This is a genomic window from Streptomyces sp. Tek67B01, assembly GCF_055231995.1.
In genome coordinates this window covers 4,693,390-4,709,524 of record NZ_JBUYUY010000001.1, presented here as the reverse complement: position 1 = coordinate 4,709,524, position 16,135 = coordinate 4,693,390, and the positions used below count along the sequence as shown (strand labels likewise).

The 16,135-nt window shown below is 70.2% G+C and carries 11 protein-coding genes; 7 read left to right on the top strand and 4 right to left on the bottom strand.

Annotation, left to right across the window (positions count from 1 at the left end; genetic code table 11):
• Positions 1 to 4: 4 nt before the first annotated feature.
• Together ACV7NM_RS21135 and ACV7NM_RS21130 are read right to left on the bottom strand one after the other, a co-directional pair.
• Positions 5 to 811 (bottom strand): Fpg/Nei family DNA glycosylase, encoded by an 807-nt coding sequence (locus ACV7NM_RS21135; protein ID WP_463411732.1) that lies wholly within the window; start codon positions 809 to 811, stop codon positions 5 to 7.
• A gap of 154 nt (positions 812 to 965) precedes the next feature.
• Positions 966 to 1,451, bottom strand: coding sequence for a ribose-5-phosphate isomerase (locus ACV7NM_RS21130; RefSeq protein WP_463411731.1), 486 nt, complete (start codon positions 1,449 to 1,451; stop codon positions 966 to 968).
• 230 nt (positions 1,452 to 1,681) lie between these two features.
• On the opposite strand from ACV7NM_RS21130, the gene ACV7NM_RS21125 reads away from it, so the two are divergent.
• A complete protein-coding gene (locus ACV7NM_RS21125; protein WP_463411730.1) occupies positions 1,682 to 3,127 on the top strand; it encodes an amino acid permease in 1,446 nt (481 codons plus the stop codon).
• Between the two features lie 84 nt (positions 3,128 to 3,211).
• Here the strand turns inward: ACV7NM_RS21125 and ACV7NM_RS21120 are convergent, their stop codons facing one another.
• Positions 3,212 to 3,793 (bottom strand): biotin transporter BioY, encoded by a 582-nt coding sequence (locus tag ACV7NM_RS21120; protein ID WP_463411729.1) that lies wholly within the window; start codon positions 3,791 to 3,793, stop codon positions 3,212 to 3,214.
• A 287-nt stretch (positions 3,794 to 4,080) separates the two neighbouring features.
• On the opposite strand from ACV7NM_RS21120, the gene ACV7NM_RS21115 reads away from it, so the two are divergent.
• Together ACV7NM_RS21115 and ACV7NM_RS21110 are read left to right on the top strand one after the other, a co-directional pair.
• Positions 4,081 to 5,478 carry an amino acid permease gene (locus ACV7NM_RS21115; protein ID WP_463411728.1) on the top strand — a complete coding sequence of 466 codons (1,398 nt, stop codon included), beginning with the start codon at positions 4,081 to 4,083 and terminating at the stop codon, positions 5,476 to 5,478.
• A gap of 173 nt (positions 5,479 to 5,651) precedes the next feature.
• Positions 5,652 to 6,305, top strand: a complete 654-nt coding sequence (locus ACV7NM_RS21110) for a superoxide dismutase (RefSeq protein ID WP_463411727.1) — start codon at positions 5,652 to 5,654, stop codon at positions 6,303 to 6,305.
• Between the two features lie 125 nt (positions 6,306 to 6,430).
• On the opposite strand, the gene ACV7NM_RS21105 is transcribed toward ACV7NM_RS21110, so the two are convergent.
• Positions 6,431 to 7,078, bottom strand: a complete 648-nt coding sequence (locus tag ACV7NM_RS21105; RefSeq protein WP_463411726.1) for a mycothiol-dependent nitroreductase Rv2466c family protein — start codon at positions 7,076 to 7,078, stop codon at positions 6,431 to 6,433.
• A 126-nt stretch (positions 7,079 to 7,204) separates the two neighbouring features.
• Here ACV7NM_RS21105 and pepN point away from each other — a divergent pair, with 126 nt between their 5' ends.
• From pepN to ACV7NM_RS21085, 4 genes are all read left to right on the top strand, one after another.
• Positions 7,205 to 9,775 (top strand): aminopeptidase N, encoded by a 2,571-nt coding sequence (pepN, locus tag ACV7NM_RS21100; protein ID WP_463411725.1) that lies wholly within the window; start codon positions 7,205 to 7,207, stop codon positions 9,773 to 9,775.
• 158 nt (positions 9,776 to 9,933) lie between these two features.
• Positions 9,934 to 10,896 (top strand): hypothetical protein, encoded by a 963-nt coding sequence (locus ACV7NM_RS21095; protein ID WP_463411724.1) that lies wholly within the window; start codon positions 9,934 to 9,936, stop codon positions 10,894 to 10,896.
• A 472-nt stretch (positions 10,897 to 11,368) separates the two neighbouring features.
• The gene (locus ACV7NM_RS21090) at positions 11,369 to 14,698 is read left to right on the top strand and encodes a S8 family serine peptidase (RefSeq protein WP_463411723.1); all 3,330 of its coding nucleotides are present in this window, start codon (positions 11,369 to 11,371) and stop codon (positions 14,696 to 14,698) included.
• 295 nt (positions 14,699 to 14,993) lie between these two features.
• Positions 14,994 to 16,025 carry an aspartate-semialdehyde dehydrogenase gene (locus tag ACV7NM_RS21085; protein WP_463411722.1) on the top strand — a complete coding sequence of 344 codons (1,032 nt, stop codon included), beginning with the start codon at positions 14,994 to 14,996 and terminating at the stop codon, positions 16,023 to 16,025.
• Positions 16,026 to 16,135: the final 110 nt, after the last annotated feature.

The window sequence follows — 16,135 nt, the reverse complement described above, 5'->3', positions numbered from 1 at the left end:
ACCGCTAGCGGCTCTGGCAGCCGGGGCACCAGAAGAGGTTGCGGGCGGCGAGACCGGCGGTGCGGATCTCGCCCCCGCAGATGTGGCAGGGCATGTTCGCCCTCCGATAGACGTACACCTCGCCGCCGTGGTCGTCCACCCTGGGCGGGCGGCCCATGGCCTCCGGGAGGTGCTCGTCGCGGACGGTGTCGATCCGGTTGTTCCGTACGCCCTCGCGCATGAGCAGCACCAGATCGGCCCAGATCGCGTCCCACTCGGCCCGCGTCAGGTCTTTGCCGGCCCGGTACGGGTCGATGCCGTGCCGGAAGAGCACCTCGGCGCGGTAGACGTTGCCGACGCCCGCGACCACCTTCTGGTCCATGAGGAGCGCGGCGACGGTGGTACGGGAGCGGGAGATCCGCTTCCACGCCCGGTCGGGGTCGTCGTCCGGGCGCAGCGGGTCGGGGCCGAGGCGCTCGTGTATCGCCTTCTTCTCGCCGTCGCCCAGCAGTGCGCAGGCGGTCGGTCCGCGCAGGTCGGCCCAGTGGTCCGGGTTCGCCAGGCGCAGCCGGACGGTGTCCGTGGCGGGCGGGGCGGGCGCGGGGCCGAAGCCGAGCTTGCCGAAGAGGCCGAGGTGGATGTGGACCCAGGCGTCGCCCAGCTCCAGGAAGAGGTGCTTGCCGTGAGCCTCGGCGCTCTCCAGGGTGCGTCCGTCGAGCAGGGCGGCGCTCTCGGCGAACCGGCCCTGCGGGCTGCTCACCCGGACCGTACGCCCGGCGAAGCGCTCGGTGTGGTCCTGGGCGAGGCGGTGGATCGTATGCCCCTCGGGCACGGCGAGGCTCCTCACGGCGACAGGCGGGAAACAGCGGACACGCGGGCAGGCGCGGACACGCGGGCAGGCGCGGGCAGGCGTGGACACGCGCGGGTAGACAGCAAACGGCCGCGCCGCCGGTGGTCCGGCGGCACGGCCCGGCTGAGCGGGCGGATCAGCCCTGGGGGTGGTGGGCCGGAATCGGGGGCAGCTCGCCGGTGGTCTCGTAGGCGGTGAGCATGTCGATGCGGCGGGTGTGGCGCTCCTCGCCGGAGTACGGGGTCGCCAGGAAGGCCTCGACGAAGCCGACGGCCTCGTCCTGGGTGTGCATGCGGCCGCCGACGGAGATCACGTTGGCGTTGTTGTGCTCACGGCCGAGCTTCGCGGTCTCGACGCTCCAGGCCAGGATGGCGCGGACGCCCTTGACCTTGTTCGCGGCGATCTGCTCGCCGTTGCCGGAACCACCGATGACGATGCCGAGGCCGTCGGGGTCCGCGGCGGTCTTCTCCGCGGCGCGCAGGCAGAACGGCGGGTAGTCGTCGACGGCGTCGTAGATGTGGGGCCCGCAGTCGACGGGCTCGTGGCCGTTGTTCTTGAGCCAGTCCACGAGGTGGTTCTTCAGCTCAAAGCCGGCATGGTCAGATCCGAGGTACACGCGCATGGGTCGAGTGTGGCACGGCTGCCCCCGAGTCCTGCCGGAGGGTACCGGGCGGAGTGTGGCATGGGTCACTCGCCAAGCTCAAATTATCCCCAACAACCCAGACGGGACGGGGTGGGACGAAGGTCCCGGACTTTAGCCCCGGGCAACCTTCCGGAACGAGGTCTTCCGTCTGGCGTTCATCTCAGGTTTCAATGCCGGGACTCGCAACCCGAGAACCTAAGGAATCGTCCATGAGCTCCACGACGACCCTTCAGAAGGCAGGCGACCCCTCCGGCACCCCCGGCGACGCCAAGCCCTCCGATGGTCTGAAGGCCGGTCTCAAGAACCGCCACCTGTCCATGATCGCCATCGGCGGTGTCATCGGCGCAGGACTCTTCGTCGGCTCCGGCGGCGGCATCGCCAAAACCGGTCCCGCCATCCTCGTGTCGTACGCACTCGTCGGCGCGATGGTCGTCTTCGTGATGCGCATGCTCGGCGAGATGGCCGCCGCGAGCCCGAACTCGGGCTCCTTCTCCGCGTACGCCGACCGCGCGCTCGGCCGCTGGGCCGGTTTCTCCATCGGCTGGCTGTACTGGTTCTTCTGGGTCGTCGTCCTGGCCGTGGAGGCCACCGCCGGCGCGAAGATCCTGGAAGGCTGGATCCCGGCCGTCCCGCAGTGGGGCTGGGCCCTGATCGTGATGGCGGTCCTGACCGTCACCAACCTCGGCTCGGTCGCCTCCTACGGCGAGTTCGAGTTCTGGTTCGCGGGCATCAAGGTCGTCGCCATCGGCGCCTTCGTGATCGTCGGCATGCTCGCCGTGTTCGGCGTGCTGCCGGGCTCGGACAACCCGGGCGCGGGCTTCGCCCACCTCACCGACGCCGGCGGGTTCATGCCCAACGGCTGGGGCTCGATCCTCACCGGTGTGCTGATGGTCGTCTTCTCGTTCATGGGCAGTGAGATCGTCACCCTGGCCGCCGGCGAGTCCGAGGACCCGCGCCGCGCGGTCACCAAGGCCACCAACTCGGTGATCTGGCGCATCGGCGTCTTCTACCTCGGCTCGATCTTCATCGTGCTGACCCTGCTGCCGTGGAACGACAAGTCGATCGTCGACAAGGGCTCGTACGTCGCCGCCCTCGACTCGATCGGCATCGCGCACGCCGGTCAGATCATGAACGTGATCGTCCTGACGGCCGTGCTGTCCTGCCTGAACTCGGGCCTGTACACCGCTTCGCGCATGGCGTTCTCGCTGGGCGAGCGCGGTGACGCCCCGAAGGCGTTCGCCAAGGTGAGCAAGAACGGCGTGCCGACGGCCGCGATCCTGGGGTCCGTGGTCTTCGGCTTCCTCGCCGTGTACTTCAACTACGCCTTCCCGGACACGATCTTCAACTTCCTGCTCAACTCCTCGGGTGCCATCGCGCTCTTCGTGTGGCTGGTGATCTGCCTGACCCAGCTGCGGATGCGCAGGATCCTGGAGCGTGAGGCGCCGGAGAAGCTGACGGTCAAGATGTGGCTGTTCCCGGGTCTGACCTGGCTCACCGCCGGGATGATCGCCTTCGTGCTGGCCTACATGGTCTACGACAAGGACAACCGCGAGACCGTGACGCTGTCGCTGCTCGTCGCGGCGGTCGTCCTCGTGGTCGGCGCGGTCCGCGACTGGCGCCGCCGCAAGGCCACCGAGGCCGTCACGCCCGCGTAGTCCCGGGACATCTCCCACGAAGCAGCCCCGGACCACGCTCGTGGTCCCGGGGCTGCTTCGCTTCGCGTACGGGCCTAGGGCCGGTCAGCCGCGGTCGAGGAGCTTCCACGCGGTCGGCAGCAGGCCCATCGCCAGAGCCGCCTTGACGGCGTCGCCGATCAGGAACGGGGTCATGCCGCCCGCGACCGCCGCGCCGAAGGACATGCCGGTGGCGAGGGCCAGGTACGGGACGCCCACCGCGTAGACGAGGGCCGAGCCGAGGACCATCGTGGCCGCCGTACGCGGGACGGAGCGGTCGGCGCCGCGCCGGGCGAGGGCGCCGACGACGGTGGACGCGAGCAGCATGCCGAGCACGTAGCCGAAGGTGGCGCCGCCCGCGCCCGAGGCGCCGTGGGCGAACCACGGCACTCCGGCCATGCCGACGAGCGTGTACAGCGTCATGGAGAGGAAGGAGCGGGCCGGGCCGAGCGCGGCGCCGATCAGCAACGCGGCGAAGGTCTGGCCGGTGATCGGCACGATCAGGCCCGGCACCTTGACCGCGATCTGGGCGGCCACGCCCATGAGCGCGGCTCCGCCGACGACGAGCGCGACATCGCGGACGCGGCTCGCGGGCAGCAGGTCGGCGAGGACGGCGCCGGGTCGGGAGGAGACGGAAGCAGTGCTCATCAGGGGACTCCGCGGGGGGACGAACGGATGACGGGACGATCATCGACGTTAGTCCGGGGCCGGTCGCCGCCCCACCGCCGCCAGAGACAAGCCATACTGCCCGGTTTGGTGGGGAGTGGACAAAGACCCTCCTCGACACCGGAGTTGCAGTGATCCCCGTCACGACCCACTAGAGACTTCACGTCCGCTTTGCGTAGACGGACGCCCTCCGGCGAGACTGTAGGGTCCCTCCAATCTGCGCGAACCCCCATCGCCGCCAGGCCGAACGAGAGTACGAGCCCACCCTCATGCGCGACCGCCTGACCGACAAGCCCGCCCCCGCGGACGGGCTTCCCCCCGAACCCCTGAGCCACAGCCTCAAGCAGCGCCACCTGACCATGCTGGGCCTCGGCGGAGTGATCGGCGCCGGGCTCTTCGTCGGCTCCGGCGCCGGCATCTCCATCGCCGGACCGGCGATCATCTGCTCGTACCTGCTCGCCGGCGTCCTCGCGATGCTGGTGATGCGGATGCTCGGCGAGATGTCGGCCGCGATGCCCGCGTCCGGCTCGTTCTCCGTCTACGCGGAGAAGGCGCTGGGGCGGTGGGCCGGCTTCTCGGCGGGGTGGTTGTACTGGTTCCTGCTCGTCGTGGTGCTGGCCGTGGAGGCGACCGGCGCCGCGAAGATCGCCAACGGCTGGGTGCCGTCGGTCGACCAGTGGGTCTGGGTGTTGGTCTTCATGGTGGTCTTCACCGTCACCAACCTGACCGCGGTGAAGAACTTCGGCGAGTTCGAGTTCTGGTTCGCGGCCCTCAAGGTCGGCGCCATCGTGCTGTTCCTGGCCCTCGCCACGCTGGCGGCCTTCGGGCTGTTGCCCGACACCGACTCCGTGGGCGTGCAGAACCTGAGCGGGCACGGCGGGTTCTTCCCCAAGGGGTTCGACGGCGTGGTCGCCGGCATGCTCGCGGTCGTCTTCGCCTTCGGCGGCCTGGAGGTCGTCACCATCGCCGCCGCCGAGTCCGACGACCCGGCCCGCTCGGTCGCCCGCGCGGTGCGCAGCGCGGTGTGGCGCATCCTCTTCTTCTACGTCGGCTCGATGCTGGTGATCGTGACCCTGCTGCCGTGGGACTCGCTGGAGCCGGGGCAGAGCCCGTATGTTGCCGTCCTCGACTCCATCGGCATCCCGTCGGCCGGTCAGATCATGAAGATCGTGGTGTTCGTGGCCCTGCTGTCCGCACTGAACGCCAATCTCTACGGGTCCTCCCGCATGGTCTTCTCGCTGGCCGAGCGGGGTGACGCGCCCAAGGGGCTGCTGAAGGTGTCCGGGGGCGGTGTGCCGCGCCGCGCGGTGTTCGCCTCGGTGGCCTTCGGGTTCGTATCGGTGGTGCTGAACCTGCTGTGGCCGGACACGGTGTTCCTCTACATGCTCAACGCCGTCGGCGCGGTGCTGCTGTTCGTGTGGGCGCTGATCGCGGTCTCGCAGTTGCGGTTGCGCCGGCGGATCGAGCGGGAGATGCCGGAGCGGCTGACGCTGCCGATGTGGTGCTTCCCGTACCTGACCTGGGCGGCGCTGGCGGGCATGGCGGCCGTTCTGGTGCTGATGCTGTTCGACGATTCGGCGCGGCCGCAGTTGCTGTGGTCCTCCGGGGCGGCCGCGGTGGTGCTGGCGATCGCGGGCGTACGGGAGCTGCGGGCCCGCCGGGCCTGAGCCGTCCCCATCGCTTCCCAGGCGCGTCCCGTGCGACAGCACGGGGCGCGCCTTTCGTATGGCCGGGGGAAGACAGCCGACCCTTACGTGTGCTCGGATCTAGATACTGTTAGCGTGCAGTTGCGCATTGATTGCAATAAGCAGTTGGCACGCCGAGGGGACCGGATACACGCATGGCCATCTACACGCTTCCCGAGCTTCCGTACGACTACGCGGCACTCGAACCGGTGATCAACCCGCAGATCGTCGAGCTGCACCACGACAAGCACCACGCGGCCTACGTCGCCGGCGCCAACACCACGCTGGAACAGCTGGAGGAGGCCCGCGACAAGGAGAACTGGGGCGCGCTGAACGGCCTGGAGAAGAACCTCGCGTTCCACCTTTCCGGCCACATCCTGCACAGCATCTACTGGCACAACATGGCCGGCCCGAAGACCGGCGGGGGCGGCGAGCCCACCGCCGCCGACGGCCTGGGCGACCTGGCCGACGCCATCACCGAATCCTTCGGTTCCTTCGGCGCGTTCAAGAAGCAGCTGACCTTCGCGGCGTCGGCCACCCAGGGCTCCGGGTGGGGCGTGCTCGCGTACGAGCCGATCAGCGGGCGGCTGATCGTCGAGCAGGTCTACGACCACCAGGGCAACGTCGGCCAGGCCTCGGTGCCGGTCCTCGTCTTCGACGCCTGGGAGCACGCCTTCTACCTGCAGTACAAGAACCAGAAGGTCGACTTCATCGAGGCCATGTGGAAGGTCGTCAACTGGCAGGACGTGGCCAAGCGCTACGCCGACGCCAAGGCCAACACCCCGCTGCTGATCCCCGTCGAGGGTTGATCGGCGCCACCGGCCCGTCCGCCTCGTGATCGTCTTCTCAACCTTCACCGGCGGGCGTGTACAGCACGAGACCCCCGTGAGGACAGGACTCACGGGGGTCTCGTGTACCCGGGGTATTGCGATGCCTAGTCGAAGACGGGGCCCCGGGTGCGGGTGCGCTTGATCTCGTAGAAGCCCGGGGTGGAGGCGACGAGCAGCGTGCCGTCCCACAGTCGGGCGGCGGCCTCGCCCCGCGGGGTCGGCGTGACGACCGGACCGAAGAACGCCACCTCGTCGCCGTCGGCGCCGGGTACGGAGATCACCGGGGTGCCGACCTCCTGGCCGACGCGGTCGATGCCGTTGTCGTGCGAGGCGCGCAGCACCTCGTCGTACTCGTCGGAGTCGGCGTAGGCGAGCAGCTCGGCCGGGAGGCCGACCTCGGCCAGCGCCTCCGCGATGACCTCGCGGGTCGCGCCCTTGTCCTCGTTGTGGATGCGGGTGCCGAGGGCCGTGTAGAGCTTGCCGGTGACCTCGTCACCGTGCTTCTGCTGGGCGGCGATCACCACGCGCACCGGAGCCCAGCCCTTGGGGCCGAGGATCTCGCGGTAGCGCTCGGGCAGGTCCTCCAGCTTGTTCTCGTTGAGGACGGCAAGGCTCATCACGTGCCAGCGCACCTCGACGTCGCGCACCTTCTCGACTTCGAGCATCCAACGCGAGGTCATCCACGCCCAGGGGCAGATCGGGTCGAACCAGAAATCGACCGGGGTCTTCCCGCTCACCTGCGTGTCGGCCATGTCTCTCCTCAAATCGTTCACCCGTATCCGGTCACCTTGCCCCCTGGCCAACCAGCTCCGGGCCGCCCCCATTCCCCCCGTGCGAGGATTCGACGCAAGACCGCGATCACGCACGAAGGAGTGCAGGTGCCCGGAGAGAATCTGTCCCGTGACGAGGCCCGCGAACGGGCCGAGCTGCTGTCCGTCGACGGGTACGAGGTGTCCCTCGACCTGAGGTCGGCGGTGGACGAGGCCGAACCGGCCGAGGGCCCGCGGACCTTCCGCTCGGTGACGACGATCCGCTTCCGGGCCGCGAATCCCGCCGCCGCCACGTTCGCCGACCTGATCGCCCCCTCCGTCAACGCGATCACCCTGAACGGGCGCGCGCTGGACCCGGCCGCCGTCTTCGACGGCTCGCGGATCGCCCTGGAGGGCCTGGCCGGCGAGAACGTCCTGGTGGTCGACGCGAACTGCGCGTACAGCCGCACCGGCGAGGGCATGCACCGCTTCGTGGACCCGGAGGACGGCGAGGTCTACCTCTACACCCAGTACGAGCCGGCCGACGCCCGGCGGGTGTACGCGAACTTCGAGCAGCCGGACCTGAAGGCGCCCTACCGCTTCGAGGTCGCCGTCCCCGAGGGCTGGCAGGTGTGGAGCAACGGGGTCGAGGAGTCCCGGGAGGGGCAGACCCGGCGCTTCGCCGAGACCGCCCCGATCTCGACGTACATCACCTGTGTGGTGGCGGGTCCGTACCACTACGTCACGGACACCTACACGCGCGGGGACCTGACGATCCCCCTCGGCGCGATGTGCCGCAAGGGCCTGGCGAAGCACTTCGACGCGGACGACGTCTTCCTCGTCACGAAGCAGGGCTTCGACCTCTTCCACGAGCTGTTCGACTACCCGTACCCGTTCGGCAAGTACGACCAGGCCTTCGTGCCGGAGTACAACCTGGGCGCGATGGAGAACCCGGGGATGGTGACGTTCCGGGAGGAGTACATCTTCCGCGGGAAGGTCACGCGGGCCTCCTACGAGCGGCGCGCGAACGTCATCCTGCACGAGATGGCGCACATGTGGTTCGGCGACCTGGTCACCATGAAGTGGTGGGACGACCTGTGGCTCAAGGAGTCCTTCGCCGACTTCATGGGCTCGTTCGCACTGGTCGAGGCGACCCGCTTCGACCAGGCGTGGGTGACCTTCGCCAACAACCGCAAGGCGTGGGCCTACCGGGCCGACCAACTGCCCTCGACGCACCCGATCACGGCCGACATCCGTGACCTGGAGGCCGCGAAGCTGAACTTCGACGGCATCACCTACGCCAAGGGCGCCGCCGTGCTCAAGCAGCTCGTCGCGTACGTCGGGCGGGAGGCGTTCCTGGAGGGCGCCCGACGCTACTTCAAGGCCCACGCGTACGGGAACACCACCCTGGACGACCTGCTGTCGGCGCTCGGAGAGGTCTCGGGCCGGGACATGGCCGCGTGGTCGCGGGCCTGGCTCCAAACGGCCGGGGTGAACGCGCTGGCGCCGGTGGTGACCTACGGCGCGGACGGACGGATCGCCGAACTCGCGGTGGTGCAGGAGGGCGAGACGCCGCGCCCGCACCGGGTCGCGGTGGGCCTGTACCGGCTGGAGGACGGCGCCCTCGTACGGTACGCGCGGACCGAGGCGGACATCGCCGGGGCGCGCACGACGGTGGCGGATCTGGCCGGGCGGGAGCGGCCCGACCTGATCCTGGTCAACGACGACGACCTCACCTACTGCAAGATCCGCTTCGACGAGGGCTCATTGGCGACGCTGCGCACCCACCTGGGCGACGTACGGGACCCCCTGGCCCGTGCGCTGTGCTGGTCGGCGCTGTGGAACCTGACCCGCGACGCCCTGATGCCGGCCCGCGACTTCGTCTCCCTGGTCCTGGCCCACTCCGGCCGGGAGAGCGACCTCGGCGTGCTCCAGATGCTGCACGCCCAGGCCCTGACGGCCGTCACCCACTACGCGGCGCCCGAGTGGCGCGAGCAGGGCGGCCGGGTGCTGTCGGCGGTGGCGCTCCAGGAACTGCGGTTCTCGGAGCCGGCGTCCGAGCACCAGTTGATCTGGGCGCGGTTCTTCGCGGCGGGCGCCACGACGGAGGGCGATTTCCAGCTGCTGCTGGGGTTGCTCGACGGTTCGGCGCACATCGACGGGCTGGAGGTCGACCAGGAGCTGCGCTGGGATTTCCTGCTGCCGCTGGCCGCGCACGGGGCGGTGGACGAGGGCGCCTTGGCCGCGGAACTGGCGCGCGACGACACCGCGTCGGGCCGCCGCCACCACGTGCGGTGCCTGGCGGCCCGGCCGTCGGCGGCGGTGAAGGACCAGGCGTGGGCGGCGGTCGTGGAGTCGGACGCCCTGTCGAACGCGCTGGTCGAAGCCACGATCGCGGGGATGCAACAGCCTTCGCAGCGGGCCCTGCTGGCGCCTTACGCCGAGCGGTACTTCGAGGCGATCGAGCGGGTGTGGGCCCAGCGGTCGATCCAGATCGGGATGGACGTGGTGAAGGGCCTCTACCCGGCCCTCCAGGACTCGCGGGCCACGTTGGACGCCACGGACGCGTGGCTGGCCGCGCACGAGTCGGCCGCGCCGGCGCTCCGGCGGCTGGTGATCGAGTCCCGCGACGACCTGGCCCGCGCGCTGCGCGCGCAGGCCTGTGACGCGGGCGCCACCACCGGCCGCAGCGCCGGATAGGGCCTCGTTCGCCTCCCGCCCGGGCCCCGGGTGCGGGCGGGAGGCGAACGGCGGTATCGGTCTTCGAACGGCCGTACTTTAGTGCGGCCTTGTCCCGATTTGTCGACGGGTGTGTAACAGGGGTTAGCGGGCCTCCGCCGTGCGGGAAGCTCCGCGACATGAACCACAACGCGCCCCTGCCCCTCACCCACCTCACCGGTAGCCGCCCCCGCGTACTGACCCTCGCTCAGCTCCGCGAGCACGGCGTCAGCGCCTCCGACGCCGCGGGCCGGCCCTGGCAGCAGATCCTGCCCGGGGTTTTCCTGCTCCACTCCGGCCCCGCGACCAGCGAGGAGCGGCTGCACGCCGCCCTGCTGTACGCCGGACGCCGCGCCGGCGACGAGGCCATGATCACCGGGCTCGCCGCCCTCGCGCTGTACCGGTTCGGCGCGGTCCCCGCGCTCACGGCGCTCTCGCACATCGACGTACTCGTCTCCAACACCCGCCGGCTCCGGTCGACCGGCGGCGTCCGGATCATCCGCACGCACACCCCGCCCCGGTCGATGGAGGTGACCGGCCTGCCCGTCGCCCCGGTGGCGCGCGCCGTCGCCGACGCCGTGGGCCAACTCTCCGACGCCGGCACCGTGCGCCGCGTCCTGAGCGAGGCCGTCCGCGCCGGACACTGCGAACCGGCTGCGCTAGTACGGGAATTGACGGTGGCCCGACTGTTGAACCGGCCACACGTGGTCGATGCCGTCGAGTCCCTCCTCGCCGAGGGGCGCGCCATCGCCGAGGACCGGCTGTACCAACTCGTACGGGGCTACGAGTTGCCCGAGCCGGTCTGGAACGTGGACCTGCGCCTGCCGGGCGGCCCCCACCTCGGCGGGGTGGACGCGTTCTGGCCCGAGCACGCGGTGGCCGTCGAGATCGACACCCGGGCGCCCCGCCAGGGCGAGGACGAGCAGTGGTCGGAGGCCGTCCGCAAGCGGGACGCCCTGGAGCGGCTCGGGGTGACCGTCATTCACATCACCCCGCGCAAGCTCCGCGACTGGCCCGAGCAGCAGGCCGCGGTCGTCCGGACCGCCCTGACGGCCTCCGACGACCACGAACCCGCCGCCTACCTGGTCGTGCTGCCCCGGTGAAACCCCGCGCCGTCACCGCCGGCCCCTCCTGGAGGGCGCCGACCAGCCCCGGCCGGTCGACGCCCACCGGTCGCGTACGCTCCACGGGCCGGCGAAGGCGTGACGAACAGGCCCTCGACCGGCAAGGAGGCGCCGCGCCGCGCCCGAGGAAACCGGGCGAAGACCTCACGACACAACGCGCGCACGCGCGAGCGCTGAACGGGCGAAAGATGTCACACCTACGGCGCGGCCGAACGTCCACGCGGCCCTGACACGCCGTCGAGAAGTCGATAAACCCACTCGCTGATCTCCGCGAGTCGCCCGCCTATGCCCCGATGCGTCCCCACTGGCACATACTCCACGGTGGCGAGTGTCCGCCATGTCAGGTCTCGGTCAATGACATGTCTCCCCAAACAGTGGTCACTTGCGCAAGGCTGACCGGTCATCCGGCACCGAAATCCGGACCGTATCTTTCACTTAGCCAGGGATGCTGATGACCCTCGAATCCCCCAGCTCCATATCCGGGGCAATACCGGCCTCCAGACGCGTCGCCCGCGTCGCGGCGGCCGCAGGCCTGGTGGCCGCGCTCTGCGCGTCCGGGGCGATGCCCGTCTTCGCCGCCACCACGGCCACCGACCCCGGAGCCCCGGCGGCGGTCAAGTCCGCTGACCAGAAGCTCGGTTCGTCCGACGCGGAGCTGCTCCAGGACGCCAAGGCCAAGGGTGACGCGACCGTCACCGTCATGGTGGCCACCGCGCCCGGTCAGACCAAGCAGGTCGCCGACCAGCTGGGCGCCGTCCAGGGCGCTTCGGTGGGCCAGACGAACGACAAGCTCGGTTACGTGCGCGCCACGCTGCCCACCGCGAAGGCCGAAGCCGCGCTGAAGGCGGCCGGCAAGCTCTCCTCGGTCCACGCGATGGACCTCAAGCACGAGATCCAGCTGCCGGACCCGCGGCCGGACTCGGGCAAGGACGCGGGCGCGAGCCAGAAGACCGCGGCCGAGACCTACCCCGGCCCTGGCAAGGACACCCCCGCGAAGAACCCGTACAACCCGTCCTTCGAGACGGGCGCGGTGGACTTCGTCGCCAAGAACCCGCAGGCCGACGGCCGCGGTGTGACCATCGGCATCCTGGACTCCGGCGTCGACCTCGGTCACCCGGCGCTCCAGAAGACCACCACCGGCGAGCGCAAGATCGTCGACTGGGTCACCGCGACCGACCCGATCACGGACAACGACGCCACCTGGCGCCCCCAGATCACCCCGGTCTCCGGCACCACCTTCACCGCCGGCGGTCAGAGCTGGAAGGCCCCCGAGGGCTCGTTCCAGTTCAGCCGCTTCAGCGAGTCGATCACCGCGCCCGGTGACGAGAAGGGCGACGTCAACCGCGACGGGGACACGACCGACAAGTTCGGCATGCTCTACGACCCGGTTGCCGGCACCGTCCGCGTCGACACCGACCAGGACGGCGACTTCACGAACAACGAGCCGATGAAGCCGTACAAGGACGGCTACCAGATCGGCTACTTCGGCACGGACAACCCGGCGACCGACGTCGTCGAGCGCGTCCCGTTCGTGATCCAGATCCGCAAGGACGTCCCGATGGACCCGCTGGGTGGTGACTGGGTCGGCAAGAAGGCCGACTTCGTCAACATCGGCATCATCGAGTCCGAGCACGGCACGCACGTCGCGGGCATCACCGCCGCCAACAGCCTCTTCGGCGGCAAGATGAGCGGCGAGGCGCCCGGCGCCAAGATCGTCTCCTCTCGCGCCTGCTCCTGGTCCGGCGGCTGCACCAACGTCGCCCTGACCGAGGGCATGATCGACCTGGTCGCCAACCGCGGCGTGGACATCGTGAACATGTCCATCGGCGGTCTGCCGGCGCTGAACGACGGCAACAACGCGCGCGCCGAGCTCTACAAGAACCTGATCGACACCTACGGCGTGCAGCTGGTCATCTCGGCCGGCAACGAGGGCCCCGGCCTGAACACCATCGGCGACCCCGGCCTCGCGGACAAGGTCATCTCCGTGGGCGCGGCGGTCTCCAAGGAGACCTGGGCCGCCAACTACGGCTCCGGCGTCACCAAGAAGTACGACATGTTCCCCTTCTCCTCGCGCGGTCCGCGTGAGGACGGCGGGTTCACGCCCACCATCACCGCCCCCGGCGCGGCCATCAACACCACGCAGACCTGGCTGCCCGGTTCCCCGGTGAAGGAGGCCGGCTACAGCCTGCCGGCCGGCTACTCCATGCTTCAGGGCACCTCGATGTCCTCGCCGCAGGCGACGGGCGCGAGCGCCTTGCTCCTCTCCGCGGCCAAGCAGCAGCACCTCGCCGTGACCCCGGCGAGCCTGCGCGTGGCGCTCACCAGCACCGCGAAGAAGATCGCCGACGTCCCGGCGCACGCGCAGGGCGCGGGCCTGATCAACGTCCCCGGCGCGTGGGAGTCCCTCCAGCGCGGCGCCAAGGCGAACGAGTTCACCGTCAAGGCCCCGGTCGACACCGCGATCGACCAGTTCCTCAAGACCCCGGGCTTCGGCACCGGCCTCTACGACCGCGAGGGCGGTCTCAAGGTCGGCCAGAAGAAGGTGTACGACGTCGTCGTCACCCGCACCACCGGCGTCAAGTACGGCACCCGTCACAACCTGACGTGGCGCAACGACGACGGCACCTTCAAGGTGGTCGGCGGCTACGACTACGTCACCCTGCCGCTGAACAAGCCCGTCACCATCAAGGTCGAGGCCAACGTCAAGTCGGCCGGCGTGCACAGCGGCATCCTGCAGCTGGACGACGAGACCACCGAGGGCATCGACAAGCAGATCCTCGCCACGGTCGTCGCGTCGACCCCGCTGAGCAGCCCCTCGTTCGCGCTGTCGCAGACCTCTTCGGTGCAGCGCAACAGCACCAAGTCGTACTTCGTGACCGTCCCGCAGGGAGCGAAGACCCTTGAGGTCGCCCTCGGCGGTCTCGCGGCGGGCAGCCAGACGCGCTTCATCTCGATCCACCCCTACGGTGTGGGCGTCGAGGACAGCGCGACGACCCAGTGCTACCCGAACTACGACAACCCGGCGAACACCTGCCGCCCCGACCTGCGCTCCTACGCCGACCCGACCCCGGGCGTCTGGGAGATCGAGGTCGAGTCGCGCCGTACGTCGCCGCTGCTCGACAACCCGTACAAGCTGGACGTCTCGGTCCTCGGCGCCTCCTTCGACCCCGCGGTCAAGGTGCTCCCCGAGGTCAAGCAGGGCACCCCGGCGCCCGTCCAGTGGAACATCAAGAACGACGCCGCGGCCATCAGCGGCGGCAAGCTCAAGGGCGGTCCGCTCGGCTCCGCGAAGGTCGCCAAGCCGACCATCGCCGCCGGTGAGACCCAGACCACCGAGGTCACGCTCGGCGAGGGCGTCTCGCGCCTCGACGTCGCGATCGGCAAGGTCTCCGACGCGGCCGCCGACCTCGACCTGGAGGTCTACAAGGACGGCGTCAAGGTCGGCTCCTCCGCCGACGGCGACTCCGAGGAGGCCGTGAGCCTGCTCAACCCGGCCGCCGGCACCTACAGCATCAAGGTGATCGGCTACGCCGTGCCGTCCGGCAGCACCACCTACGACTACCGCGACGTGTACTTCTCGGCCGCCCTGGGCTCCGTCCAGGTCGACGAGGCCGCCGCGGTGAACCTGGCCACCGGCGCGAGCGCGCAGGTCTCGGCGAACGTCCTGGTCAGCAGCGCGGCCCCCGAGGGCCGGCAGTTCTTCGGCCAGGTCCAGCTGCTGAACGGCCGCGGCACCGCCGCGGGCACCGGCAGCGTGCAGATCGAGAAGGTCCTGCCGTAGTCCGGTAGTCCCGTGGTCCTGTTGGTCCTGTCGAAGTAGGCACGAAACCGGAGGGGCGGCGCTCGGTCGAGCGCCGCCCCTTCGGGCATTCCTCCCCCATGCGCCTCCCGACCCCCTCTGACCAGGCAAAACGGATGCCCGTGGCGGTTGCGGCACGCCCATTCGGGACATGCCTCGCAGGTGCGCGCCCGGGACACCGTCCGGTCCTCGGACAATGGATTGGACAAGGCTCGTGGGGTCGAACGCATGATGGCCTTACGCGCGCCCGCGTCGAAGCACACATGAGGGAGTCACCGTGAGGGTCGGAATCGTCGGAGCCACCGGACAGGTCGGCGGAGTCATGCGCGGCATCCTCGCCGAGCGGAAGTTCCCGGTGGACGAGCTGCGGCTGTTCGCCTCGGCCCGTTCGGCCGGTTCGACCCTGGAGTGGGAGGGCCGCGAGATCACCATCGAGGACGCCTCCACGGCCGACTACTCCGGCCTGGACATCGTGCTCTTCTCCGCCGGTGGCGCCACGTCCAAGGTCCTCGCGGAGAAGGTCGCCTCCCAGGGCGCCGTCGTGATCGACAACTCCTCGGCCTGGCGTCGTGACCCGGAGGTCCCGCTGGTCGTCTCCGAGGTGAACCCGCACGCGATCAAGAACCGCCCCAAGGGCATCATCGCCAACCCGAACTGCACCACGATGGCCGCGATGCCGGTCCTGCGCCCGCTGCACGACGAGGCCGGCCTGACCGCGCTGATCGCCACCACCTACCAGGCCGTGTCCGGCTCGGGCCTGGCCGGCGTCGCCGAGCTCAAGGGCCAGGCCTGCGCGGTCTCCGAGGCCGCCGACCAGCTGACCTTCGACGGCGGCGCCGTGGACTTCCCCGCGCCGGCCGTCTACAAGCGCCCCATCGCCTACAACGTGGTCCCGCTCGCCGGATCGATCGTGGACGACGGCTCCTTCGAGACCGACGAGGAGCAGAAGCTCCGCAACGAGTCCCGCAAGATCCTGGAGATCCCCGAGCTGAAGGTCTCCGGCACCTGTGTGCGCGTGCCGGTCTACTCCGGCCACTCGCTCCAGGTCAACCTCCGCTTCGAGCGTCCGCTGAGCGTGGAGCGCGCCTACGAGCTGCTCGGGGACGCCCCGGGCGTCGAGCTCTCCGAGATCCCGACCCCGCTCCAGGCGGCGGGCCAGGACGCCTCGTACGTCGGCCGCATCCGCGTGGACGAGACGGTGGACAACGGCCTGGCGCTGTTCCTCTCGAACGACAACCTGCGCAAGGGCGCCGCGCTGAACGCGGTCCAGATCGCGGAGCTCGTCGCCGAGGAGCTGCGGCAGGGCTGATCCGACCCGGCCCACACGCGCCGAAGGGGCGGCACCGCGCCGGTGCCGCCCCTTCGGCGTGCCGCGAGGCGGCCCCGGCCCGCGCCTGTTCGCCCGTGGATTAGTCCGGC

Coding starts and splice junctions, on each gene's coding strand:
- ACV7NM_RS21130 (WP_463411731.1), bottom strand. CDS start 1,451: ATGCGCGTGTACCTCGGATCTGACCATGCCGGCTTTGAGCTGAAGAAC.
- ACV7NM_RS21125 (WP_463411730.1), top strand. CDS start 1,682: ATGAGCTCCACGACGACCCTTCAGAAGGCAGGCGACCCCTCCGGCACC.
- ACV7NM_RS21120 (WP_463411729.1), bottom strand. CDS start 3,793: ATGAGCACTGCTTCCGTCTCCTCCCGACCCGGCGCCGTCCTCGCCGAC.
- ACV7NM_RS21115 (WP_463411728.1), top strand. CDS start 4,081: ATGCGCGACCGCCTGACCGACAAGCCCGCCCCCGCGGACGGGCTTCCC.
- ACV7NM_RS21110 (WP_463411727.1), top strand. CDS start 5,652: ATGGCCATCTACACGCTTCCCGAGCTTCCGTACGACTACGCGGCACTC.
- ACV7NM_RS21105 (WP_463411726.1), bottom strand. CDS start 7,078: ATGGCCGACACGCAGGTGAGCGGGAAGACCCCGGTCGATTTCTGGTTC.
- ACV7NM_RS21095 (WP_463411724.1), top strand. CDS start 9,934: ATGAACCACAACGCGCCCCTGCCCCTCACCCACCTCACCGGTAGCCGC.
- ACV7NM_RS21090 (WP_463411723.1), top strand. CDS start 11,369: ATGACCCTCGAATCCCCCAGCTCCATATCCGGGGCAATACCGGCCTCC.